Here is a 24,947-nt window from a genome sequence, read left to right on the forward strand (position 1 = left end):
GGAAAACAGTCATGTCTAGAGCAATAAATAGACTAACAGCCTTAAAAGTAAAAAATTTAAAATTTGATGAGTCTACTAGTAATAAATATACCGATGGCGATGGTTTATATTTACAGATCAATAAAAATGGTAGCAAATACTGGCGTATGGATTATACCAATCCAATTACAAAAAAGCGCAATACACTTGCACTAGGAGTCTATCCAACGATTGCTCTAGAACAAGCAAGAAAGCGCCGTGATGAAGTAAAGCTACAACTTGCAGAAGGCAAAGACCCAGCCAGTGAACGGGACAGCAAGAGAGAACAAGCTAAATTAAGCATGATTAACGCTTTTAAGTTTATTACTCAAGATTGGCTTGAACTACGAGAAAAAGAAGGAAAGAAAGATAGTGAAGTTATACGTCGTTTAAATAAAGATGTTCTACCTTTTATTGGGGATATGCCCATATCTCAAATTTCACTTGAGATTATTGAAAGTGAAGTAACAAACCGTATTGTAGAGCGTGGTGCGCTTGAATTAGCCCGTAAGGTTCTCATTTCAGTTAAGCAGATACTTGAGTACGCCAGACGGAAAAAGCTCATATTGATCAACCCAGCGCATGACGTGATACTTCCTAAACCAATTAGTGGAAACTTTGCAGCGATTACAGAACCTTCTACCCTTGCGGAACTCATCAAAACCGTCTGGGATGACACAGATACTCGCATGACATTTATTACTCGATGCGCTGTAAAAATCTCTTTATTTATCTTTTCACGTCCAACAGAAATTAGAACTATAAAATGGTCTGACTACAACAAGAAGGAAGGCGTATTAAACATATATCCCTTAAAGCAAGATGCCAGCAAGCCTAAAAGTTATTTAATTATTCCCTTACCAACACAGGCTATTGGATTACTAGAACAGCTCTATCCGATTACAGGACATCGTGAATACATATTTGCAAGCAATCGAGGGGAAGAGCCATTTATTAGTGAAAGTACTGTTAATGAGGCAATTAAACGTATTGGGTTTAAAGGAGAGCAAACTGCTCACGGCTTTCGAGCTACTGCAAGAACAATACTTGAGGAAGAACTTGATATTGAACCAGTATGGATTGAAAGACAGCTTGCACACAAAGTAAGAGATGCTAATGGAGAATCCTATAATCGCACTAAGCACGTGAAAAACAGAAAAGCTATGCTACAAATATGGGCTGATTATCTGACCAATAAATTACTACAAAAAGAATAATAATTTTGATTAAGAATATTTTCATTGAAGATTTAACCTCCTAATGATTTATATTCATTAGGAGGTTTGATTTATTCCTGATTAATAATATCCAACAATTCACGGTAGTGATACCATTTTTCTTTAATCTCTTGATGCTCATCATCAGAAATTATCTCTAAATCTCTAGCAAAGTCAGCTTTGGCTTGAAGCTCTCTTAAGTCAGCTAAAATATATTTACTATCATTCCCCCTATCAATCATAGTTCTAATATGCCTTAAACTACCATTAAGAAGAGAAAGAGCAGTGTCATGAATTTTATTTGTCATAGATACCTCTAAAATTGATTCTAATTATGCTGATAAGAAATTATATGTTTTTTTATTAAACTATTATTCATCGTTACGAACAACTAAAACATGATTTAAATGACACAATGATAGAGTAATGATGAATGATAGTATCCAACCGACTGTAAACACTGGGTACACAATGAAAGATACAGAGGGCGTGGAGTATATTTTCCCCTGAATACGATTTAATCTTTAAGAGGATACTCGACCACAAATAACTCCCCCTCAAAAACGGAGTATATGGGGTACGGGGGCAAAAACCAGGTATCGCCCGTAGTTTATATGCTCATACACTTAGGCTATATCATACTAGGGCTTTGATCTAAAAATATAACATACTCTATATTGCTCTCATTTCACTTTAGAGCAATTTTAAAATAAAGGTATTAAATGATATATCAAACATTACTAAATGGCTGTATGAAGCTTATAGTGCTTACAATATGTATATTAGTTTTCATTCTTAGTTAATTATCATAATTCTATCAATTTGACACCCACTCACCATTAATATATATTAACTATTAATAAAAATAATTCCCTATGATTTCACCTCTTCTATCATTGTAACTTATTTATCTAAAATACCCCCATATTTTAGTGAGCATAAAAGCTCATTCAATTCTATAGAAACCCCATCCTATATGATTTTTATAGTAGTTAATCTATGACGTGTATTATATAGATATATATACTTCTTCTATCTATTCTCCTACACGTCATCACCTCAAAAATAAACTAATAAGAGAAATTATAAATGATTAATCCAAAATACCTATTAAAAACCACAACATTCAAAGGCTATGAAGTAAATCCATATTACTCACTAAGAAAGAGTTCACTAGAAACCATACACTCTTCAATGCTTTGGTCTTTAAAGAACATTTCAAAGCCTAGAGCAATGCACATCACTATAGGACTTACAGACAAGGATACTTTTAGTATTGAGAAGTTTAACCGCCGTCTAAAAGCCAAGTTTAAAGATGAAGGCTTAGTACATCTCTATAGCTTTGAATTATCAGAAAATGATAATCATCACTTACATTGTATGTTCATCTACAACGCTGAAGTACACCGTAGCTACTATACTGTTTATAAGATGATATATGAGTGTGCTATGTTGGATGGAGTGCGAAAAGAAGAATTAATAATAGAACGGACAAGCTAACGAAGTTAAATGGACTATTGCTTATCAAGAAGGTAGGAACTTCCCTGTACATTACTTAAGAACGGAAGAACAATTCATAGATGCAATGTACAGATATAGTTATTTAGCTAAAGTTGATGATAAAGAAGGAATAAGATATAAAGGATTTGGAGTTATTAAAGTTCCAACGAAAATATGATGAACGGTGACTTAGAATTTTCAAGCTAAATTCAAATATTATCTAACCGAAGGAATCGATACCAACAGTTATAAAATCATATTGTTTTTTAATTTATAGCTACTCCTATAATCTTACCTATATTTTATTTATTTTTAAAGACTATACCTTTCATCGCCACACCCACTACAATTCCCATAAAGAAGGAGATATAGAAATTATTCCAAAGAGCATCAGGAATAACTGGCAAAAACAACATTCCTATTAAAAAAAATAAAAGAGTTATTACGCATGAAAAAAGCAATGAAATTAATTTAAAAAAAATGTTAATGGAGAAAATTTTAGAAAAAACTTTCTCCATCCCCCCATAAGTTAGAATAAATACTTTCTCATAACATAAACCAACTACCCAACCAATAGTTACTCCCAGAAAAACTATTAAAATGAAATTTTCCAACATATAAATTTAATCCCTACATATTTATTTAGGAGCAGGCTTAGATATTTCAAGATACAATCCCCCAGAAGTCCACAATTCGGGGTCATATCCCATATTGCCTTTATAGTAACTACTATATTGACTATTATTAAGAAAATTATAATTTATATGGCTTCCCCAATTAAACATATCATTACTCGCCATATTAGCTAAAATATTTCTATAAAGAGTCTGATCCCCAACATTAGCATAGAATAATTGATTATTATTAATTTTATTTGCTAATGATTTTGAGATAAATGGTGAACTAGCTGTAGGTATTTTTAACTTTGATACTACTGACCCACCTATACCGCCACCAATAGCTCCACTTACTGCATTAATTATAACATCTTTTTGTGTAATCATCTGATTAGAAAGTTTTTGATTAATCCCATATTGTAATACATTTGCTGTCGAACCTGTCGCGATTGCCCCAATAGTTGTAGTTGCCGTCCATGGAGATACGGCTCCTGCAATTGCTCCAACAGTTGTAGCCACACCAACTTCTCTCCAATTTACGGTTAGCCCCTTATTTTTATATATCTGGGTAAATATTGATACACCTCCTCCCATTACTCCACCGATAGCCCCAGTTACAATCGGTAAAGGAATCTCGCCACTAGAGTCCTTAAAAGTATATGAATCATTCCAACCATACTGATAACGATTAGTCTGCCCATACCCTCCACTTATAAATGTTACAGGATCAGGTTGGTAGAATCGTCCTAATACAGGGTTATAGTGCCTTTGCTTTAAGTAAACCAAGTCATTCGCATCTTGTACTCCACCAACAAATGCTCTTGGGTTCTTTAAGTTACTTGGTTTCTTTAACTGTAGCTGTTGACCAAAAGGTGCATATTGGTACGACTGACTAATTACACCTTGTTCGTTGATTACTTTTAAAGTTGAACCATCAAAGTTTTGAACATGATATTGAATTCGATCTTTCGCAAAACCTAACTGACTAACAAGTAATACAAGACTCAATACGATCAAATAAACAGTACTTAGCCAAGTATTTTGTAATGCAGTATTTATATTTTTTTTCATCTGCTTTCTCCTTAGTCATCTTCCAGAATCAAGGCTAATATTGGAGTCATCCATGCTGCAAGATTTTCATTAGGATCAGCAACATCTGGCTTAACTGAGGAGCTCAATACCCCTTTCGCACCTAATAAGCGATACTCATAACCATCTTTGTGTCCATCTCCATCTGTATCAGGATTGTTAGGATCAGATCCAATAAAACGTTCTAAATAATCAGGTAATCCATCATTATCAGTGTCTGTATAGCTACCTAATAGATCTGTTAATCCTAATTCGGCAGCTTCAAAATCATTAACAAAGTCAAAACCTTTATTAGCATCAGGATAGCGTTCTAAAGTCGCTACCAGCTTACTTGCTACATAGACATAAGCTCGGCTATAACCAGATTTATAATTTATGTCATATAATAAATTACCATCAAGATCATAAATATAATCTGTTAAACCATCATCCCTTACAGCACGGACTCTTAGTCCATCAGCATTATAAAGATAGGTTTCATTACCATTCTTATTGAGGCGACTATAATTATCGTAAGTTAGAGTATGCACACCATCATTTGTCACATTACCCATCGCATCATAAGTAAAGCTATAAGTTGAACCACTTACACTTGCTAATCGGGAAGTATTATTTACATAGTTATACGTATAAATAGCGGGAGCAACAGTCGAACTTTTTGAAGTGATATTGACTTTAGTAATGTCATCATTACGATAACTATATTGGTAACGTGCTTGATCTAGCTCAACAGTATTCATCAAACCTGTACCATAACGGTCAATTGTAGCGTTATAAACTGATCCACATTTGTCTGAAAGCTTATTAATTCGGTTCAATTTATCATAACCATAATCAATATTAAGGACACACTTTTCCAGACTCGTAGCAGAGATATTATTCAGCAACCCACTATCATTATAGGTATATGACCATAAAGTATCGGTATTAGCTTGCACAGTTGTAAGTTGTTGTCGTGCATTATAATTCAAACTTTGTATTACATTTGGTATTGATGTTACTTCCCCTAAAGCATTCTGATTAGATAAATTTACAGATTTACCATTAGGATATTGAATTGAAGTAATTTGGTTTAATTGATTATAGCCATATCTTACGACATATGAATTATGGGCATCATTAGTATTGATTGTTTGTGTATGGCTTATAACACGGCCATATGCATCAAGATCAAATGCTTCACTAGTATTTGCATTACTCGTTGTTTTTAAACGCCCAGCAAGAGAATAACTATAAGTCGTCTCAACTTCTCGCCATGTACGGGACGCGATGAGGTCATTTAATTGAAAATATTTAATCGTTTCAACTGAACTATCTGGATGGGTCATTGAAGTAACCCGACCAGTATCATCATATTTAAATGTCTTTTGTCCGCTAATACTATTATCTTTTTCAGTTGCTAAAGTTGTATTAGAGTTATAAGTATAACTTTGTGTAGAACTACCCGATACGGCAACTTTTGGTTTTAAAATTGCGTTGTCAAATTCAGTTGTTGTCTGAAAAACTGATCCATCTGTACCTTTACGGGCAACCAGTGTTTTTAAATCAGTACTAAAATCTCCTGCTGCCAGTAGATTAGTTTCTGTGGTACCAAAGCTATCTGTTGTTTGCACAATCGCACCAGTTTTTCCTCCACAGGACTGATAGCAATATGTCACAACACTACCATTATCATTGATAGTAATTGGACGGTCAAAGACATCATAACTGCTTGTAGTCCCCCCTGTCGTAGCACTAAAGCCAGGATTGGATTTAAATGTCAGATTTCCAAATGCATCATACTTATTAGAGTTAATAATAGATTTATTTGATATCTTATCCTCACTCGAAATCAGTAAACCATCACCATTATATTTTTCTATTCGGCTCAGTTGCCCGCCACCAGTTACAACCCTAGAAACAGTTAGTCCATCATAAGTGAATGTAGAGTAATTTAACCCAACAATTGGTGTATCTATATATAATCGACCAGCATCATCATATTGTTTTCTTGAAAGAACCCCATCTGCATCAGTATGTTGAGTTATATTTCCAAAGTCATCTACAATATTTGTTTCTGTTGCCCCATTTGCAAGTTTAATCTGAGTTGGAATACCCTTTTTGTAACCAGCAAATTGAGTAATTTCTTTACCATTTCCGACATCAACTTCAATTGGTAAACCTACATGCTGATCACCTAATACATAATTTGATAAGCAGCTAACAAACTTTGACCATTGAAAGCTTGCTAGATTTCCAAGACATGTTGAGAATGATACCGTTTCATATTTATATTTGGTAACACGACCAGCTTGCGTATTACTACGTATTGCTCCTTGTGCATCATATTCAGTAGTTTGTAACGTAAAACTACCTGATATTTTTTGCTTAGGTAATCCGACAATCCAAGGCAAATTTCCTGTATTTACATCATCGCTTGCAGCATTAGCATTAAAATATGTAGCCGTTGTTGCAGGAAATTGAATAACACTCGCACCATTCAATCCAGTCATCTGAACTGATTGCGCATTCCCATATTGGTCAAAGTTACTATAGGTAGTTTTATACTCACCAAAATGACTAATTGCTTTACTAGCAAGGCGCACTAAACGAACATCCTCATAATCAGTATAGTTATCATCTATAGTCTTAGGTTTTTGCCCAATCAAAGATAGGGTTGTCCATGTATAATTTTCTTCTCGATCACCTATCTTAATTTTTTTCAAAAGCCCATGTAAGAAGTTCTCAGCACCACCACCTAAAAATGCATGCATTACATAAGTATAAGCCTTTGAAAGTCCAGTTACAGAATCTTTGCTAGTAACAACTGTTGTTTGCTCATGTGTAGAGTCATCTCGGCTATAGCTATAAGTCACATCATATGAATTAGCATTTGCTATAGAATATTTAGAACTTGTAACTTTAAAAGATTTTTCTTCTGTAAAACCTGGTCTTGAGCTATTCACCAACTCATAAATCCAATCCACAGAGAGTGCATTAACTAAGCCACTCTTAGAATTCTTATAATACTTAATGGCTGTCAAATCACTATAGAACCAAAGAAAATCTTGTGCGGTTATACCACCTATTTCGGACGGACTTATATTGCCCACAATACGATATGGCCCTCCATATGCATAAGATACTTTATCTCCAGATATATAACTTACAGTATCTAAATAAAAGAGTGCAGCGTTCTCATCCTGGAAACTACCAATATTACCATTTAATAGAATTGAATCATTTAACTTATAAGTCGTACCTGCTTTAGCACCAGATGAATAGGCATAAGAAACCCAATCTTTATAGCCACCATTGATGAATCGAGAAATTTTCTTTAAGAGGATATCTCCTTTTACACTATCAAATTGACTTTCATCTGTATTTTCCGTTGTATTTAACCTTTTTACATAATCAATTCTAATTTCTGGTGAGGTAGCATTTATAAGCTTGTCATCTAATGTATGTTGAACAGATTTTAGAAAAAGTTTATTAGAAGTATTAAAACCACTATAAATTAAAGTGTTAGTCCGCTTATTAAAATAGTTTAAAATATAAGCTTCTTTATATTGATTTTCTATTTTTGAAGCATAGACAGTTACTTTTCCAGGAATATACTCATTTGCAAAGAAAGAAGTAAATCCTGTTTGATTTTCTCGATTAGAATTAGGGAAATAGTAAGTAACACCATTATTAGATCGTACAACAAAATCTTTTCCACTTTCAGCACAGCTAATAAACCAGTTATCTTGAGATACATACTTAGCGGACTTAGGGAATCCAGTTACACGTTCATTAACGGGATAAAAAATAATATTCTTTTGGCCTGGAAGATATAGACTAATCACTCTTTGTCTTGAGTCAACATATGAAGATGTATTAAGCGATACTGTTGAGTAAATTCCATTCAACACTTCATTAGACTTTGCTACTATTATATTATGATAATAGAGATATCCAACAATAACTTGTCTTATTACTGTGTCAAGTATTACGTTATTTGTCTTCACAGTAAAATTAGAATTAATGGCTAAATCATCTAACACAAAACTAATATTACCAGTTGTCAAGGATGTACCATTGACTTGGATCTGTACCTGACCAGTGCCCAAGACATTTTCTAAACTCTGCTTATATTTACTTTTTTCTGTGTTTGCTTCAGTACTACTAATCGAAATTGCATTTACATTTGTTTTAAATGCATCGTAGAGTTGAGCTTGTAACTTTGATAGAGCAGATTGAGCCTGTTGATAATTATATTGGGCATTCGAATCCCCTGTATCAGCTCCAAACTGTCCAATTAAGTAGACAATTGAATTTAAAGTTTGATTCGCTAAGTTTAAATTTACTTGGTTTACATATGATTCTTCAATTTTATTTTTAAATGAAGTATTTAATAAAGATGCTGTAAAACTAGGCCGTCCAGATGAATTGTTTGTTGCATCTCCATTGGCCTCACAAATTCCCTTTCCATCTATATCTCCTTTTAGAATAGTAGATGGTCCCGTATTCATTACTATTCTAGGAACTTCTAACTCCCAGTTTCCCATAGCACGAAAACCATTATTCACTTTTCCGTAAGACTTAGAAAGTATAAAATCTAACCCTCTATCACCTTTTAATATTACTTCAGGGGTATCATAAATTAAGTTACCACTCATTAAATCTACATAACCATTAGGTGTCTTTTCATGCCCTGTATCACCAATACTTTGATCACTAGGAAATGAAGTTTTTGCAACAGCCCAGTCTATTTGTCCGGCATGGATAATCAAACAAAAAAAGCTAAATACAAAACCTATTAGTATTCTCATGATTATGTCCCTAGAACTGCTTATTCATTATCAAACAACTCTAAAATTATTATTTTCAAATTAATATCAAACAGTTAGGCATTAAAAACTTATTTAATATTATTTTCTTCAATATTAGAATTGTGAAACTAAATTTAAAATACTTGTACACTTATTAAACGATAATATATATTAAAGTAACCAAATTCAATACATGAAAGTATAGCCATGAAAAAAATAGTTCTTTCTCTTTCTATATGTATTTTTTCTACTTCTGCCCTAGCAGTAACTAATTGTGGCCCCTATAAAGTAAAAACTATTCAAACACAAGCTAATGATGTTTTAGTTGAATTTCTTAGTAGTGATGGAAAGTCTTATTTTAAGCAAATTGGGCTTTGGAGTAGCCCTTCAACGCGTCCATTTTTAGCCACTGCTATGCAAGCTTTTGCTATGAATAAAACCGTCTCAATTAGATACACACAAGATAACTATTTGTGTGCTTCAACCGAATATGCAGTGCCGATTATTATGATTAGAATTAGCTAAATCATAAGCAATAGAATGTTATAACTATTTTTCGACTAGGATATAATTTATATCTTCACCATCAGGCCATCGAGAACAAGTACCATAGCCTGTTACAGATATAACTTTATTTGCTGCTTGAGCCATTAATAACAGTGCAAGCTGTCTTTTTCCTGTAGCGGAATTTTCATTCTTAATAATCATGTAATTCCCAGTAGCACAACTGGGTTTATTAGTTCTACCTTCTACATTTACATATACTAGCCCATCAGAATCTCTTACAATAATACTTGTTATTTTACCTCTAGCATTTCCTGCCCATACGCTTCCCCCAACAACTATTAGTAATATAAAGCACAAAAATTTTCTATACATAACCCACCTCGACTAATTTTAATTTATTAAGAATAAAAAGTTATTAGTTTATTCTTACTCTTCTTTTATTACTAAGAAAACCTATTTACACTTTTAGTTAATTAGATTAGATTTTAGACAACACACTTAACCTAGATATAAAAATAAGGAATTATCATGAAAAAGCAAATGAAATTTCTACTTTCTTTTTTTTCTTCTCTTTTCATTTTGGCTATCTCTACTTCAACCTTTGCAGCCACGAATTCTGACCAAAATGTAATTGGTACAATTGAAAGAATTTATCTAAGCGGCGACACCTACTTTTTTCGACTAAATGGCAATGATACCTGTGCAAAAAAAACTAATGGATATAATGAATACTATACTTTTAAAGTAAGTCAGCCTCATTCAAAGAACTGGTATGCTCTAATTTTAACAGCTGCTCAAACCAGAAAACCTATAACTGTTAGAGTAAGTACAGATTGTAAAACTGATGCTCAAAAGGAAATTTTATATCTATTTCAAGATTATAGTTGATTTTTAAATATAGAAATCCATAGTTTAGTTATCACCATGCAGGGCTTATTAATGATAAAGAAGGTATAAGACGTAAAGGTTTTGGAGTTATTAAAATTCCAACTAAATCAAAATAAATTTTATATTTCATTACTCATGTTATCAATACACTCTCTTCTGTTATAGAGAGTGTATATTTTATAAGTCCATCTTAAATTGTTTTGTGATTTTATCTACATCATCATTAAGTTTAGATAAGTATTGTTGTGACATAAAATCAGGTATAGATATATTTCCAAGGAATACATCTTCACTCCCCACATATCTCAACTGTACAAATCTAATTTTAAAAGTTCTATCCTTTAATAAATCTGAGTATTTTAATTTATTTGAATAAGCAGTTAACATACTATGAGTATAGCTTACATAAAGATCATTAAGGGAAAAAGTAATCTTAAAATACTCATCAGTTACAGGTTTAAATGGATTATCTTCTCGACCAGAGACTAAATGTAAACCGTTTATTTTTCTATCTAACTCATCTAAAGCTATTGTTAATTTATCAACTTCACCTCTGAATTCTTCTCTTCTCATATCTATTAAATCTTTAAAATCAGCTCTCTTATAAATATTAAGCAATATTGTATAGTGATCATTCAATTTTAAACGCATAATTGATCTATGCAAAGCTGAAAAAGAAGCTCGTACTTCAATCAATAAATCTAATGATCTCCCATGGTGAGCTTGAGCCTTCCAATCAGTAAATAATATAACTGCTGCATAAGGAGCTAATACACTCATTACTATTGAAAATACATCTTTTACAAAAGAAACATTTACAATGCTTCTGTCCCATAAGTAAGCAATCCCACAAGTAGTGAGACTAACAATCATACAAACTACAAATGCTACTAGAATTTTATTAATTAGCTCTTTTTTCATACAATTAATTTACTAAAAGTAGGTCTATCAAAGATATGAAATTATGCACTGAATTACTACTGATATACCATATCAAACATATCAATTTATTTTAAAATTAACATTATTTTCAATATCTTAATGAAAATCTTAAATTTATACGAAAGTTCAATAATGCTCATAAATGATATAGTACTAATAGTGCCTTAAAATATATTCCCCTTCTCACTGAAGAGAATAAAATAATATTCTTTTAACACCAATACTATTATTTACATATAACTTATTTTTTAGTTTGAGTGAGTTTTGATATTATCGTATTGAAAATTAGATTAGGAAACATAATGACAAGCCCTATTTTTTTAAAAGACCTTCCTATTGAACAATTAGAAAAGCTTTCAGAAAATGATATTCAACAGATTTCTAATGCTGAACAACTTTATTGGAATAACAAACCTCATGCTATCTACCACATTGCTGTACATGGTGCTAAATCTAAAAATGGGGGTTTAGTTAATGCATCTTCTAATGTAGGAAAAATTGGTGGTTTATCTATTGCCCGTGTTGGTGATGAAGTCATTTATGCAGATGGCACAACCTCTAAGATTATATCTGGTGCTGGTACTGCATGTGTTGTTGAGGGGTCACCAGTAGCACTAGTTGATAGTCGCTTAGAAAATGGTGATGAAATTATTGATAGTCCAAATACTACTATTGCTATCAGAATTTACAAAGATCAGCCCTTACCTGAAAACTTTTTGAGTCATGACTAATTTTTAAGGAGTAGATCATGGCTAAAGGTTTTGCAATTCATAATGCGATTACAGATCATGGTGGAGTTATTCCATCTACTCAAATGAGAACTTCTCAAATGGGAAACTTGTTTGTTAGAGCTGGTGATGGTCATATGTGTCCTAAATGCAGATGTTGGTCTGTAGTTATTAAAAGCCATGACCATATCATTATGGATGGTAAGCCAGTAGCGTATGCAGGTGATAAGCTATCATGTGGAGCGACTATTCAACCACAACAGTCTCATGTTGTAGGAGATAGTGGTAGTCCTTATTCTGGAAAGGATAGTAATACTCCAAACCAAAAATATGATGAACAATTAAAAATTACTTTTAATGATGAAACGGATGAATTATTTAAACATTTTGATTGTCGAGTCAAAATTGGTGATAGTTTCAAAAATACAAATTTAGATATCACTGGTAAAACAGATAGGTTTTACACGGATGGTAAGGAATCCATTACTGAAATTGAGCTAGTATTAAAAGATAATATTATTTACTTTGATGAACTATAGGACTTTTTTATGGGATTATATGAACAAAAGAAAACACTATCAGATATTTTTACCAATACAAAAAAAGGAAGTATTCAAGAAGTAAAAATCAGCATACCCAATCGACCACTTACTTCTGGCGAGGTTAAGCTTGTACAATCAGTATATAAAAATAGTATTGATTGCTCTAAAATTAAAATATACCTAGGTAGTTATTTTCCATTTGATGCCCAAGATGTTGATACTTTAGTGACACCTAATGGCAATGTTTATGTAATGCAAAAATTATATAAAAGCGATTATAGTACTGAAACTGACGATTTTAAGAAAATTTTTCTTCATGAAATGGGACATGTGTGGCAGCATCAAAAGAAACTAAAAGTATTAATTCATGCTGGTGCAGTTCAGGCATGTGCCAGATTAAAGAATAGTAATCCTAATGACTACGATATTTTTGAAACAAAAAAATATCCTTCAAAAATAATGCCCAACTTAGTTGAAACTCTTCCCAAGAAATTTATTGATTATAATTTAGAACAGCAAGCTGAAATGGTCTCTGACTACTGGGCTATTCAGCATGGTGGTATGGCTTTATTAAGTAAGAACAATAAAGCTAAAATTAAAAATCATAATTTGGCGCAAGTCATAGAATTGTATAAAACTAAAATTGAGGAAGCTTTAAGCTAGGTTAAAAATATGGCTCTTATAAATAGTATTAAGTTAGTTTTAATTTCATCTTTAATTTTACTCAGTTCAGGGTGCTCTATTTTAAAAAGTGAACCCCAACTAACTGGCTCAATTGAGTCAAAAAATCTATTATTTAGTTTCAATGATAAAGATATTGTTATATTAGCTTATCAAGTTAACAGTTTGGAAGATTTTGAAAAAGATGGTTTAACTTATAAAAATATTCTAAAATATCAAAATTATGAAGGTTTTAAGAAAATCACAATCGAAGATTATAAGAAGAAAAATATTCTAGATAATCATGCTTACTATTTAATAATTACAAAAGAAGGAACTATCTTACAAACGTTTGGTTTTTGCGTTAAAGATAAAAATATCTACCTTCAAGAGGACAAAAAGGATGATCAAGGCTTTACAAATAAATGTCACAGCTTATAAAGACATTTTCTAGCCAATTTAAGATACAGACGGTTCTGTATTGAAAATCAATAGATTACTTTATATACTATATACGTATTTAAAGTTTATAGCTCTTCATTTCCCCAAGTGAAGAGCTTTTTTTATCTGCCACCTGAGTTATCACCAACCATGAAAAAATTAACTTTATTTTTAGTTTTAATTTGTACTGGTATTTCAGTTCACTCCGAAGTTGATTACAAGTTAGCTCAGGATAGTTGTGGCTTGATGGAAAGCGTGGCCTCTGCTGCTCAAACTTATCGCCAAATGGGTTACAAACCTTCTGAGACCCTAGATAAATTGATGGAAACAGCAAATAAGATAGAAGATCCTCAATACAAGGATATTGTTAGTCGTTTAGTTTTCGATCTTGTTGAAAATGCGTACTCTATTCAACTGTACTCAACCAAGCCTTTAAAAGATAAAGCCATTACTCAGTTTACTGAAATAAACTATCTATCTTGTATAAATGTATTTAAGAAAAGACTTGAAGAAAAAGAAAGCTTAGACTAGTTAGTAAATTTAAAAATTTAATTTTGATTAAAAGTTCCATCCTCCCTAAACCGATTCAACTATTTTCCACATCTAAAACAGAAACCTAATACAAAAATTCAACTAGGAAAATTGAAAGTTTTAATACTTGATGGAACACATTTCATCTAACGTATACCATCAAGTATTTCATTACAAACCGATTCAACTCAACTTTCGATATTGCAAAAATAACTCATGTAATTCATTAAAAATTGGCTTCATCCAACTTTCATTAAACTGAATTAAAAATATTTTCTGATCATCCAAATGATTTTCCTCTATAAAACTTCCCTTCTTTATACCTTCAATTTGAGATAGATGATAACTAATAGGCTCATGCCCTGATATTCGTGCATGAATTACATCATTTTTAGTAATAATTAGACTGTCACAGTCTTTATAAAGATAAAGTGTAGATGCGACAAATCCTATTTCCTCTTTAGAAACTTTATATTTTTCTAAAATCCCTTTCCAATCTCCATTTGCGATTTTATTAAAACGTTCAGGCAAGAATATTTTTTCATGTTTACGAGTATCTTTTGAACAATTTTTCTCAATAAATGTTGCAAATGTCATTGGGTGAAGAGGTTTCAAATCTGCCTGTTTTAAACCTGAAACTGTTGTAGTTTCACTAACATCTTTTATTGCTGCTTGAGCAGTATCTATATTCTTTTTACCTTTAGCTACTGCCAGAATAGAGAGCATTGCAAGACTAATACTATTAGCGTGATCAATTTGGTCTACAGGAATTTGCTCTTTCCCTAGTTGATCTAAAGCAGCTTGTGTTTTATCAAGTTCTGCTTGTAAGAAGCTCTTAGATAAATCTGATTGAATAGATTGATCAACACTGGCTACTACAAGATTATGAGCATCTTTAAACACAATTGTATTTTGCTCTTGAGAGAGTTCAATTTCTCCCATTTTCATACCATGGGTATCTTTGATCTCTAGTACGCCGTGACCTGATAAATTATTTTCAATCGTTCCAATTTGATGTCCTTCACTATTCAAAACATTGACATGAAAACCATCTTTGACCAATGAAATATGATCTGAACCTACACCAATCTGTACCTTATCTCCAAATGACATAATATTTTCACTACCTGCTTGACCAAACAAGTGATGACTCTGTGACAAACTTTGATAAAAACTATCTAAATTGAAATTTGGATTAATGTAACTAGGTACAATGACTGGGGTAACTGGATCAATAGCAACATGCTCTATGCCCACTGGTACATTATTTACAAGGGGTGTCATAACAGGGCTAATTGGTTTAGCTGCTAAAGCTTCTGTTGGCACTGTATGCCCATCAGGTATTACATGACTTTCCACCGCTACAGGTGCATCACCGACCGAAAAGCCTAGTTTCAGAAATGGCAATAAGATTGATATGATCAAAATAGGTGCTTCTGAAAATAACTCTAATATTTTCCCTACTGTGTAATCATAGTTCTTATAAAAGTAATGAATTGCGATCGGAAATAAAATTGTTGGAATAATCAGAAATATCAAGAAAGATTGTGATTTCATTCCTTGTACAAGGATAAATACAGGCAAGAAATAAACAACTAGACCAACCAGAACTACGCGCCAATGCTCAATGAAGTATCCTAATCTCGCAATGAAGAAGAATATTAGGATAGGAATATAAATGATGAGTAAAAATGGAATAGTCGTACAAACCACCCCCAATACGATCATACCCACAATAAGTGCAAAGTTTTTAAACAGAATTTTAAAAATAGAAATTAAGGCGATTAAGCACAGCCCTATCAAACCATATGTTGGTTCTACTAAAAAACCAATGCCCATAATGGATGTATAAAAAATCACAGCACCTAAAAAGACAGGACTATTGATCAATGGTGGCTTTTGAATAATTAAACTAACTGGTTCAACCGCATTTATATTTTTCATAACAACCCCATTTATCATACTGATAAATATTAGAAATATTTTTAGAAATCAATTTAAAATCAATACCGCTGAAGGCTTTAATTTAAAAAATATAAAGCGGATTTTTCTTTACCTTCAAAATTAATTGAACCTAAATATGGATATGATTTCTTTTGATTGCTTGTTAAATTTCCATAATCAATACGTGTTTTTTCTTTGATTTCTTTTCTTGTTTTATCCATGCTAGCGTCAAAGATAATGACGGTATGACTTGCATCACCACATCTATCATTTCCACTTATGTCACAAACACCGCGCTCAATGCCAATAACATCTAAACCAAAAAGTTTCGTTCCTTTTACTTTCCATGTAAAAAACTTTTCTGTTTTCTCTGATGGTTGATAAGCACGAATCCCTTTTTCTACCCAGTAATCGATCTGCCCATAATTGACAGCTCTCAAAATTGATTCATAAGGTATAGGGGCGTATCCCTTTTCACTTTGGGTAAAGGTGTTCGTTGAATTATATAAATTAGAAGGCACAAGCTGTGGAGGACGATCAACCCTTTTTTGATGTTCATCAATAAAGGCTAGATTATGGGTTTGGATATCTTTGCTGTTGCCATTATTAGGTACTTGTAAGCTATTCCCTGCATGCAATTGCTGAGCATACATAGAGACGCCTAATACACAGGCAATAACGCCTAAAGTTAGTTTATTAGGTTTCATTATTATAAAGTCCCTTCGTTGATTATGGTGGCAGAACGAGCAAGGGTTCGCAGACTTGGTAATACACAAGCACACCCGAAGGTGTCCCTCACTCGTCCTACCGCAACGAGCGAGGGACGATAGTTACACACGAGAACATTCCTCAGAAGAAATAGTTCTGATGCGGTATTACAGCGGTCTGCGACGACCGGCTGACAATGTGGTCAGCGACTAGATGATAATTGTTAGTGATTGTAACCGTCAATAGTTTTATTTTATGAAATAAAAAACTAATATTTTCTATATTATTATTTTTAATTTAAAGTTATGAATGCCCTTTCAAATATCTCCTTAGCATACTTATCATGATCATATTTACTTTTCACACATAAAATTTCTCTTTTAGTCTCATCAATATTTGATAATAATTTAACCCCCGACCAACCTAATACTACTGACCTAATATCATTAGAGAGATCATTCCATTGAATATTTATTTTTCCAAAAGAAATAAATAAATTTACTTCATTATTTTTAAGAAGTGCTTTTTTAAATTGTTTATCTTCTTCTGGAAATGGCTCTGTATTAAATTTTAAGTATTCATAATGCTTATCTACTAATTCCTCAAATTTAATTACATTATTTTTTTCCTTATCAGAACAACTCAAATCTATTTCTTTGGTCTTTTCCAATAAAGTTTCTAATTTTTTTAATTCAAAAATCAATTGTATCTTTGAACTAGATATCTCATTTTTATAATTTTCATTATCATTGATTACGAAAGATATATGAATAGGTTTAAAATAATCTTTCGCTGCTATATCTACTTTATCAAGTTGATCCAACACTCTAACAATAATCGCTTCCTGTTGGTTAATAATATGTTGTTTTTTCCAGCTATCATATGCTGCAATTGCTAATATGGGAGTTAAGACTGTTGCAGTAAGAGTGATAATGGAACTAAACCATTTAAAAGGAGGTATAGTTCCGCACTTAATCTTATAAAATATGGACCCAACAATTGAAACTACAAATATTAAAATAAAATAAGCAAAACAAATGTGAAAAAAACTATTCATTAATCGGCCTTAGGAAATATTAAATTTAAATAATAATATAATTAATTATGCATAATATTCTCTTAGTTCATCATACACTTGTTTAGATGTATGAGTTTTTACTGACAAGCTTTTTAAATCATTATTAATTTCTACTGACTCAAATAACTTATAATATTTCAGGAACCAAACTTTATCTCTTCTATAATCCCAACTAATTTCACTCTTATTATCATCAATATACCTATGTATCAATGAGTTAAAAGCAAAATCATTGAATGTTTTTACAGAATTCAAGCAAATAAAACTAGCTTCTTGTAAGAAGCTTAAGTTTAAAATAATTGGTTTCTCAAAAAAAGATTTATGCTTATCTATACCCAATTTAATAGCATTTTTTGACCCTAATAAGCCTGCTCGATGTACAATACAATGTCTTAAATGACATAATTGCTCAAACATTTCTAAACATTGGATTAATTCACGCTGCTCTGGTTTTTGCTTATTAACACCAATATTAATATAAGTATTTACAGTATTTTTAATATTCTCATATGATATAAAAGAACAACCCTCTAGTAATGCCTCTGGCAACAAATCTACATTGTGATGTAATGCAGCAGCATACGTTAGTTGTTCTTCCATAGAAGAGTTATAAGATCTTTCATCAATCAAAATAACTTTCCGTATAGCTCTACGGTAATAAGATTCCACATTAGATACTAAACCCAGCAAAAAAAGGTTATAAATATCTATATCTTCAATATTAGATGGATCGATTAAATGATCTCTTTCTAGTGCACCTAATTTTATTAAGTAATATTTATTTTTCTTAATAAAAATATCGATAGGTGATATTGAGTTTTCTTCTGAAGTACTTCCAAATAAACTTGTTGTATCTAAAGAAGCAGCACGTGTATCTCCGTTAATTTTTAAATAAGGAGGAGCAGGTCTTTTAGCCATTAGTACAAAAACTCCTCCATTCCCTTAGTAGCTTCTTCAATAATTCTCATTGCTCTTTTTTCTCCTACTCCTTTCGCTTTGCGCAATTCCTGAGTGGGATTAGTAGATGAAATAATATCTTCTACGGTTTCAATACGTGTCTCTTCAATAATTTTTCTCTTTAACCATGCCGATAAAGGTAGATCATTAACCTTTCTTGAAATTAGTTCTTCAAAAGTAGACTTATTTATAAGCTCCGATCCACAATGCATACAAAATTTTTGATCTATATCACTTCTAGGATTTCCGCACTTCCCACATTTAGGTAAATCCAATTTTAGATTAGATAATTGATCATTTTCTATGAATTCTGCTAAAGAATTCTTCCTTAACGGATGTTTTTCTTTTGGATAACTTAGTAATTCAGAAAAGTTAAAAATCGCACCGGCGCGACCAGTTTGATATGCTCCCTCCCTAATTAAAATAGTAAAGTGTGGTATGAATCGATCATATACACGGGGTTTTCCTGAAGAGTTAGAGCCATGTTTCACTTCAGCTACTCTAGCTAAAAGCCCTGTTTCTTCAAGCAATCTAATTATAATTGATAAGTCTTTTGCTAATTTACTATCTTTTTCATAATCTTGAAGTATACCTAAATATATTTGCTGTTTATTTTCAGATAGAGATTTTTTATTCTCAGCTACCATTGAATATATAATTTTTAAAAAGACTTCATAACCTATTTGAACATAATTTTTATATTGTGGTTGTTTCGTTGCTAAAGATTTAAACTCTTGAAGTATAATGTCCGCCTGTTCACCAATCACACTATTAAGTTTATTTTGAATACTACTTCCTGTGCTATTATTATACTGATTGACTAAGTTTATAAAAGCTCTTGGTACACCAAAAGCGGCATACATAAAACATTTTTTTAAGTCATCCTTTAACTCAGTTGAATAACGCTTATTATAAATATCTTCAAATAATTTCTCATATTCACTATCTGTAATTGAAGGCCAACAAGAAATACTTTCTGCATCTTGTCCCACATGGAACCTTGGTCCAAATTCTGTATTAGGATATACAGAGGCTTTAGGAGATACCTTTGCAGATTTTAATGCTCTGAAAATATCAAAAAACTCGATCATATAATCTTTTGTTAAGACTAATGCAGCATCATCACAAAGTAAAATAGAATGCTTTCTTCCACTTTCATATAAAACTTTTTCTATATAGTCAGACACCATTTGAACTGAAATTTTTTCTAAGAGATCACTTTGCCAATCTCTTATTTGTTGCTTCTCAATTTGATCACAAAATAACTTAATATCGTCCCATTTGATATCATATAAGTTATCTTCGATTGTTAGTCCTATCGCTTCTATTGCCTCCTTTACACCCAATAAAACTTTAGACAAAACCCAACAATGAAAATATTGAATCGCAATAGTAGACTTATTCTTGAGAGGTTCAAGTCGCAAGTACTTTGAAAAGCTTACATAAATTGGTAAAGGTTTATTTGAATTTACTAAAGATTGCTTATAAGCGATCTTCATATGATGTGTTTTACCAACACCTCTAGGGCCAACAATCAGCTTTGATCCCCTAGCCAATAATTTATTAACAACATTTTGATAGAATTTTGTTTCTGCTGTTATTCTTTCTAACTCTTCGAGCGTCATATGATCCGCTCTGTACTCTAATTCGTCTTCAACAGTCATTACATATCCTCAAAAAATGCTGGTACCATGGCTTGCATTTAGCTATCATTCTACCTTAGATGTATGAGTTTAATTGGGTCATGAACAAAAAAATTGCGTTAGGACAATTTTATACGCCACCTTCTATTGCAAGACCAATGATAGAAATGGCTATAAGTTTACTGAATACAACTCCTAAAAATGCAATTGAATTAGCCGCTGGACAAGGCGATCTAATTATTCCACTTAATGAAATTGTTCCAAGCTGTCAAATAACGGCTGTTGATCTTGATTTTGATAACACCGAGTTTCTTAAAAAAACTTTTAATCATTTAAAAGTTCATTGTCATGACTCAACTCAATCGCTTTCCTTTTTGAAAAATGAAAAGTTCGATTTAGCACTTGGTAATCCACCTTTTTTATCTAAAGTGGAGCTTAATGATTCACTCAAATGCCTTTTGCAAGATTATTTAGATTTAGATTTTAAAAAAGAAAAATTTATAAGAGCTGAGTTAATATTCATCTGTCAATACTTATCTCTAGTTTCTGAAAACGGAATATTAGCAATTATTTTACCAGAATCTCTAATTTCAGGTCAGCGGTTCGTAAAATTTAGAGAGGCTATTTTAAAAAAATGGAAAATTGAAAGAATTGTTGAGATTACAGGAAAACCATTTTCTTTAACTGAAGCTAAAACCCATATTTTATTCATTCGTAAAATTGAAGAAGTTAACAGAAATATTCCAGTAAGTAGAATTACAGAACATGGAGAAGTAATTCATCTAAAAGCTATTCCTAGCCATATTCTTAAAGATAGAATGGACTTTTCTTACTTAGAGCAATTTCATTCAAATTCAAAATTGAAACGTTTAGGAGATGTTGCAATTATTCAACGTGGAAAAAAAACACATCAAGATTTAGTAAAACAAGGCTTACCTTATCTACATACAACAAATATTTCTTCAGTCTCAAATTTAACTCTTGAAAAAGATAAAGAATATTCTAAAACCTTAGAAATTCTAGTCTGTCGAGTTGGTACTCGCGTTATTGGAAAATCCACAATTTATAAAGGCGAGCCAATAGAAATATCAGATTGTTTGTACAAAATACAATTTAAGGATAAATCTCTTGGTTTATTTTTTTATGAATATATAAGTTCTGAGATTGGACAAAAGAAATTAAAATCATTAGCTCGTGGTGTCTGCTCACGCTATATTACTAAGAGTGACTTACAAGACTTTATGTTTTAATTTAGTAATATATTAAGCCTAAATCCCTCGTTAAAATTCTTTTTATAAATTTTCAAAAATAAAAAAAGCAGCCTATAAAGGCTGCTTCTCTTTAAGTAAAAGGATTATTCCATCATAAATTAGATGCTCAGTTGGTGTTAGATTAATCGAATCCAATGTTGTAAATAGATAACCACTACTACCATCAACATTTTTATCGACCACTGGCACACCAGTTTCAGCATTAAATGCCCGCGTAATAAGTCGTGATGTAATTGGCACTCCAGCAAGCTTAAGCTTTTCCTGAAATCGTTCCAACTCGATAGAGCGAATACCTCTTCGCAGATCATCAGATGCTACTAGATAACCCCCACAGGCTTTTACAAATACTTTAGTAGGTACGTTCCCCCATGTAGTTTTATCTGTCACATCAAATGCTACAAGCTTTTGAGGAATATTTTTTTCACGTGGCGTAGGATACTTAACCTTAGTGAAATCAATATTTGTAACTTCCAAAATTTTATCTTTCACCAAACCAGACTGAAGCATAAAATTTGTAACATCGTTATAGATATCTTCTCCTAGCAAGATAGAAATTTTTAGTAAGTCCTCCCACACATCACCTAAGCGGTTATCAATATATTCAATTAACGGTACACTCAATATTTGAATGAACTCTAAAATTTCATCGTAATATTCCTTGATAACTTCATCAATTGCATGTGAAAGGCTGACTAAATCCAGCGTTTCGACATATTTGTACTTCTTGAGATTTACCCCATTAGGCACTTTCTGCATTTCAATGACAATACAACGTGAAACTGTTGCTGCCTCTAGCTTTTCAGTAATCTTGATTCCTGAAACACACTTAAAACCAAAAACACTTTTAGATGCTTTAGCACGAGCAGTAACTGGCCCATCTCGCTCAAAACCGCTATTAAAGTATTCTGTAAAGTCTTTGACATTTCTCAGTACATCTACTTCATCAGCAAATACAGGGTGACCTTTTGATGATGAAGTCATCCGTACTAATCCAGCAGGAGTAGCATTAGCCACACGTTCATTAGCATTAACACCATTCACCCAAGCTAGAAACATTTGAAGTGTACTCTTGCCATATCCAGATCCTGAAGCATTGATCATCAAGATAGGAGCAAAATACAAATCTTTAGCATTCATTTCATCGTAAAGGGATAAAAATCGAGTTAAGACAGACCAACAAAAAAGTACTGAAAAAGTTTGTGGCGTTAGATATAAAAACTCTCCCCCTCGAACCTTAAATAAATGATGAAGCCCTCGCAATTCATTTTGGATAACCTCTGATTGAGGAGCATCTCGTACAATATTTCCAACACTTCCCGCTGATCCACTAGCACAAGTAAGAATATCAACTTGATTTTCCCCACCCTCAATAACTAGATCATCTGTTTTACAATCTTCTATCTCACCTCCTTTAATCACAGTGCTAAGATGTAGTACTGATTGACTCGCAATTTGATCAGAATCTGAATGAGAAGAACTGCCATTCTGCTCATCAGGTGAATGGGCTATCTCTTGATAGCCTTTTTCATTATTGAACTCCTGCATCGTCATACTCCCGTACCTCCATACTGGTTCAACCAACTTTGGATAACCTCACAACGCCAACGAGTCAGCGTATGAATCTTTACTGGTACAGGAAAACGACCATCTTTAGCCCATTTCCAAACGGTTGAGCGTTTGATAGGTAGATGTGGAAGCATATCGTTTAGGCTGATATAGCCAGTTTTAGGTAGCTTAGTAGTAGTAAAATCCACTACTACATTATCATTTTGTTGAATACTTGATTGCATTCAAAAGTCCTCTGTGGCTGCCGTTATTGGCTTGAGGACCATATTCAATTATTAGATCAATGTTATCTACGTTGATCCTGATTGCAAAATAATCAGACGTAAGGGTCAAGGTTCAAACCTTTGTATTTCTTATTTCTTCTTCAAAAATTTTATCCAAAATACTTTTACCTTGACCCTCTTTTTTTTCATTTATCACTGTTTGCCAATTCTTCTTAAAATTACTGGTAAGAAATTTCAATGATTCATCACCTTCGATATAATCTTCAACTGCTTTTTTCAAACCACCCACACCATCGTCTTGCTGAGGCTTATCCTTAATTTGGTCCCTTTCCCGAATATAACGAATAATACTTGGGACAATCATCGTAAATAGCTCTTTACCACTATATTTGTTTCTCTCATTATCCTTTAACTCAATTTCAATTTCTCTATTCTTTTTAATAACTTGAAAAATATCCTCTTTCAAAAACTTACAATCCTCTACTTTTAACTCTTGACTGGGTGAACCTGAATAAATTGTATAAATCTCATTATTATTCAATTCTTTTTTACCATATTCTGCTTCTTTAGAAAGAGCCTGCTTATGGTCTATGAGAGTAACAACTGAATCACGTGTGAAATTAGCAGTTATGCACATATCTTTGATACTGAGCTTTTTCGATTCCCCACTTTTCAATAACTCCACTACGAAATATTCTGCTCTTTTAATAGATATGTATCCTTCAAAATTAACATAACCATCAAGGGTGAATTTCTCTGTACTTATAGAAATATCCTCCCATTCATCTATTGAACAAGTTTTCAGTTTTTTGCTATCAAATAATCGAGTGTACTCAAGTAAGCTTATAGTCATTTGAGTTTCAAGATATCCCGACCAGTGAAATTTTGGCTCTAGTGAATTTTGTATGATCAATTCAGCAAAATCTGATTTTGAGATTTTCAACTGCTCAATACAATCGTTGATGTTTAAGTACTTATCTTTTTCACTGTTAGGGAATATTTCAACATTCAATTCAACATCATTCATTTTTATTCCAAGATTTTTAGAAACAAGCTGTTCAAGATTACAAAAGATAACATTCT

The 24,947-nt window shown here is 32.3% G+C and carries 24 protein-coding genes; 10 read left to right on the top strand and 14 right to left on the bottom strand.

Translation table 11 applies throughout. The features are described from left to right. Nucleotides 1–11: 11 nt before the first annotated feature. The gene (locus RMB13_RS15625; protein WP_311085699.1) at nt 12–1,235 is read left to right on the top strand and encodes an integrase arm-type DNA-binding domain-containing protein; all 1,224 of its coding nucleotides are present in this window, start codon (nt 12–14) and stop codon (nt 1,233–1,235) included. Between the two features lie 71 nt (nt 1,236–1,306). On the opposite strand, the gene RMB13_RS15630 is transcribed toward RMB13_RS15625, so the two are convergent. Further along, entirely contained in the window at nt 1,307–1,543 is a 237-nt protein-coding gene (locus RMB13_RS15630) for a hypothetical protein (protein ID WP_202724361.1), read from the bottom strand. A gap of 781 nt (nt 1,544–2,324) precedes the next feature. On the opposite strand from RMB13_RS15630, the gene RMB13_RS15635 reads away from it, so the two are divergent. Further along, nucleotides 2,325–2,735, top strand: coding sequence for a hypothetical protein (locus RMB13_RS15635; protein ID WP_272394848.1), 411 nt, complete (start codon nt 2,325–2,327; stop codon nt 2,733–2,735). A gap of 302 nt (nt 2,736–3,037) precedes the next feature. Here RMB13_RS15635 and RMB13_RS15640 read toward each other — a convergent pair whose 3' ends face one another. Genes RMB13_RS15640 through RMB13_RS15650 form a run of 3 tightly spaced genes read right to left on the bottom strand, consistent with a single transcriptional unit; the run spans nt 3,038 to nt 9,234 of the window. Continuing rightward, the gene (locus tag RMB13_RS15640) at nt 3,038–3,352 is read right to left on the bottom strand and encodes a hypothetical protein (protein WP_311085700.1); all 315 of its coding nucleotides are present in this window, start codon (nt 3,350–3,352) and stop codon (nt 3,038–3,040) included. A 21-nt stretch (nt 3,353–3,373) separates the two neighbouring features. Continuing rightward, complete coding sequence (locus RMB13_RS15645) at nt 3,374–4,423, bottom strand: RHS repeat-associated core domain-containing protein (protein ID WP_311085701.1); 1,050 nt, start codon at nt 4,421–4,423, stop codon at nt 3,374–3,376. Nucleotides 4,424–4,434: 11 nt separating this feature from the next. Further along, nucleotides 4,435–9,234, bottom strand: coding sequence for an RHS repeat protein (locus RMB13_RS15650; RefSeq protein WP_311085702.1), 4,800 nt, complete (start codon nt 9,232–9,234; stop codon nt 4,435–4,437). A 207-nt stretch (nt 9,235–9,441) separates the two neighbouring features. On the opposite strand from RMB13_RS15650, the gene RMB13_RS15655 reads away from it, so the two are divergent. Then, on the top strand, nt 9,442–9,759 hold the full coding sequence (locus tag RMB13_RS15655; RefSeq protein ID WP_311085703.1) for a hypothetical protein: 318 nt from the start codon (nt 9,442–9,444) through the stop codon (nt 9,757–9,759). A gap of 24 nt (nt 9,760–9,783) precedes the next feature. Here RMB13_RS15655 and RMB13_RS15660 read toward each other — a convergent pair whose 3' ends face one another. Next, nucleotides 9,784–10,113, bottom strand: coding sequence for a hypothetical protein (locus RMB13_RS15660; RefSeq protein ID WP_311085704.1), 330 nt, complete (start codon nt 10,111–10,113; stop codon nt 9,784–9,786). Between the two features lie 156 nt (nt 10,114–10,269). Between RMB13_RS15660 and RMB13_RS15665 the strand changes: the two genes are divergently transcribed. Then, nucleotides 10,270–10,629 carry a hypothetical protein gene (locus RMB13_RS15665; RefSeq protein WP_281832641.1) on the top strand — a complete coding sequence of 120 codons (360 nt, stop codon included), beginning with the start codon at nt 10,270–10,272 and terminating at the stop codon, nt 10,627–10,629. Nucleotides 10,630–10,806: 177 nt separating this feature from the next. Here RMB13_RS15665 and RMB13_RS15670 read toward each other — a convergent pair whose 3' ends face one another. Continuing rightward, nucleotides 10,807–11,550 carry a hypothetical protein gene (locus tag RMB13_RS15670; protein WP_311085705.1) on the bottom strand — a complete coding sequence of 248 codons (744 nt, stop codon included), beginning with the start codon at nt 11,548–11,550 and terminating at the stop codon, nt 10,807–10,809. Between the two features lie 323 nt (nt 11,551–11,873). Between RMB13_RS15670 and RMB13_RS15675 the strand changes: the two genes are divergently transcribed. The 5 genes from RMB13_RS15675 to RMB13_RS15695 all read left to right on the top strand — a co-directional run bounded on the left by RMB13_RS15675 (nt 11,874) and on the right by RMB13_RS15695 (nt 14,473). After that, a complete protein-coding gene (locus RMB13_RS15675) occupies nt 11,874–12,302 on the top strand; it encodes a PAAR domain-containing protein (RefSeq protein WP_311085706.1) in 429 nt (142 codons plus the stop codon). Nucleotides 12,303–12,319: 17 nt separating this feature from the next. Continuing rightward, nucleotides 12,320–12,838, top strand: coding sequence for a PAAR domain-containing protein (locus RMB13_RS15680; RefSeq protein WP_311085707.1), 519 nt, complete (start codon nt 12,320–12,322; stop codon nt 12,836–12,838). 9 nt (nt 12,839–12,847) lie between these two features. Beyond that, nucleotides 12,848–13,504 (top strand): hypothetical protein, encoded by a 657-nt coding sequence (locus RMB13_RS15685; protein ID WP_281836023.1) that lies wholly within the window; start codon nt 12,848–12,850, stop codon nt 13,502–13,504. A 9-nt stretch (nt 13,505–13,513) separates the two neighbouring features. Then, on the top strand, nt 13,514–13,942 hold the full coding sequence (locus tag RMB13_RS15690; protein WP_281836021.1) for a hypothetical protein: 429 nt from the start codon (nt 13,514–13,516) through the stop codon (nt 13,940–13,942). Nucleotides 13,943–14,092: 150 nt separating this feature from the next. Then, nucleotides 14,093–14,473 (top strand): hypothetical protein, encoded by a 381-nt coding sequence (locus RMB13_RS15695; RefSeq protein WP_281836019.1) that lies wholly within the window; start codon nt 14,093–14,095, stop codon nt 14,471–14,473. 183 nt (nt 14,474–14,656) lie between these two features. Here RMB13_RS15695 and RMB13_RS15700 read toward each other — a convergent pair whose 3' ends face one another. From RMB13_RS15700 to RMB13_RS15720, 5 genes are all read right to left on the bottom strand, one after another. Beyond that, nucleotides 14,657–16,417 (bottom strand): hypothetical protein, encoded by a 1,761-nt coding sequence (locus RMB13_RS15700; protein ID WP_311085708.1) that lies wholly within the window; start codon nt 16,415–16,417, stop codon nt 14,657–14,659. A 77-nt stretch (nt 16,418–16,494) separates the two neighbouring features. After that, entirely contained in the window at nt 16,495–17,124 is a 630-nt protein-coding gene (locus RMB13_RS15705) for a hypothetical protein (RefSeq protein WP_311085709.1), read from the bottom strand. 293 nt (nt 17,125–17,417) lie between these two features. Further along, nucleotides 17,418–18,182: a hypothetical protein gene (locus RMB13_RS15710; protein WP_311085710.1), complete on the bottom strand. Its 765-nt coding sequence runs from the start codon at nt 18,180–18,182 to the stop codon at nt 17,418–17,420. 45 nt (nt 18,183–18,227) lie between these two features. Next, the gene (locus RMB13_RS15715) at nt 18,228–19,121 is read right to left on the bottom strand and encodes a hypothetical protein (RefSeq protein WP_311085711.1); all 894 of its coding nucleotides are present in this window, start codon (nt 19,119–19,121) and stop codon (nt 18,228–18,230) included. Next, nucleotides 19,121–20,824 (bottom strand): helix-hairpin-helix domain-containing protein, encoded by a 1,704-nt coding sequence (locus tag RMB13_RS15720; protein WP_311085712.1) that lies wholly within the window; start codon nt 20,822–20,824, stop codon nt 19,121–19,123. The genes RMB13_RS15715 and RMB13_RS15720 overlap by 1 nt, the downstream gene beginning before the upstream one ends. A gap of 80 nt (nt 20,825–20,904) precedes the next feature. Between RMB13_RS15720 and RMB13_RS15725 the strand changes: the two genes are divergently transcribed. Then, the gene (locus RMB13_RS15725; protein WP_311085713.1) at nt 20,905–22,053 is read left to right on the top strand and encodes an N-6 DNA methylase; all 1,149 of its coding nucleotides are present in this window, start codon (nt 20,905–20,907) and stop codon (nt 22,051–22,053) included. Nucleotides 22,054–22,125: 72 nt separating this feature from the next. Here the strand turns inward: RMB13_RS15725 and RMB13_RS15730 are convergent, their stop codons facing one another. The 3 genes from RMB13_RS15730 to RMB13_RS15740 form a co-directional block, all read right to left on the bottom strand. After that, the gene (locus RMB13_RS15730) at nt 22,126–23,625 is read right to left on the bottom strand and encodes a hypothetical protein (protein ID WP_311085714.1); all 1,500 of its coding nucleotides are present in this window, start codon (nt 23,623–23,625) and stop codon (nt 22,126–22,128) included. Beyond that, nucleotides 23,622–23,828 (bottom strand): AlpA family phage regulatory protein, encoded by a 207-nt coding sequence (locus RMB13_RS15735; RefSeq protein WP_311085715.1) that lies wholly within the window; start codon nt 23,826–23,828, stop codon nt 23,622–23,624. The genes RMB13_RS15730 and RMB13_RS15735 overlap by 4 nt, the downstream gene beginning before the upstream one ends. 148 nt (nt 23,829–23,976) lie before the next feature. Next, complete coding sequence (locus RMB13_RS15740; protein ID WP_311085716.1) at nt 23,977–24,891, bottom strand: hypothetical protein; 915 nt, start codon at nt 24,889–24,891, stop codon at nt 23,977–23,979. Nucleotides 24,892–24,947 lie beyond the last annotated feature (56 nt).

This window comes from Acinetobacter sp. V102_4 (assembly GCF_031799005.1).
Taxonomy (GTDB): domain Bacteria; phylum Pseudomonadota; class Gammaproteobacteria; order Pseudomonadales; family Moraxellaceae; genus Acinetobacter; species Acinetobacter calcoaceticus.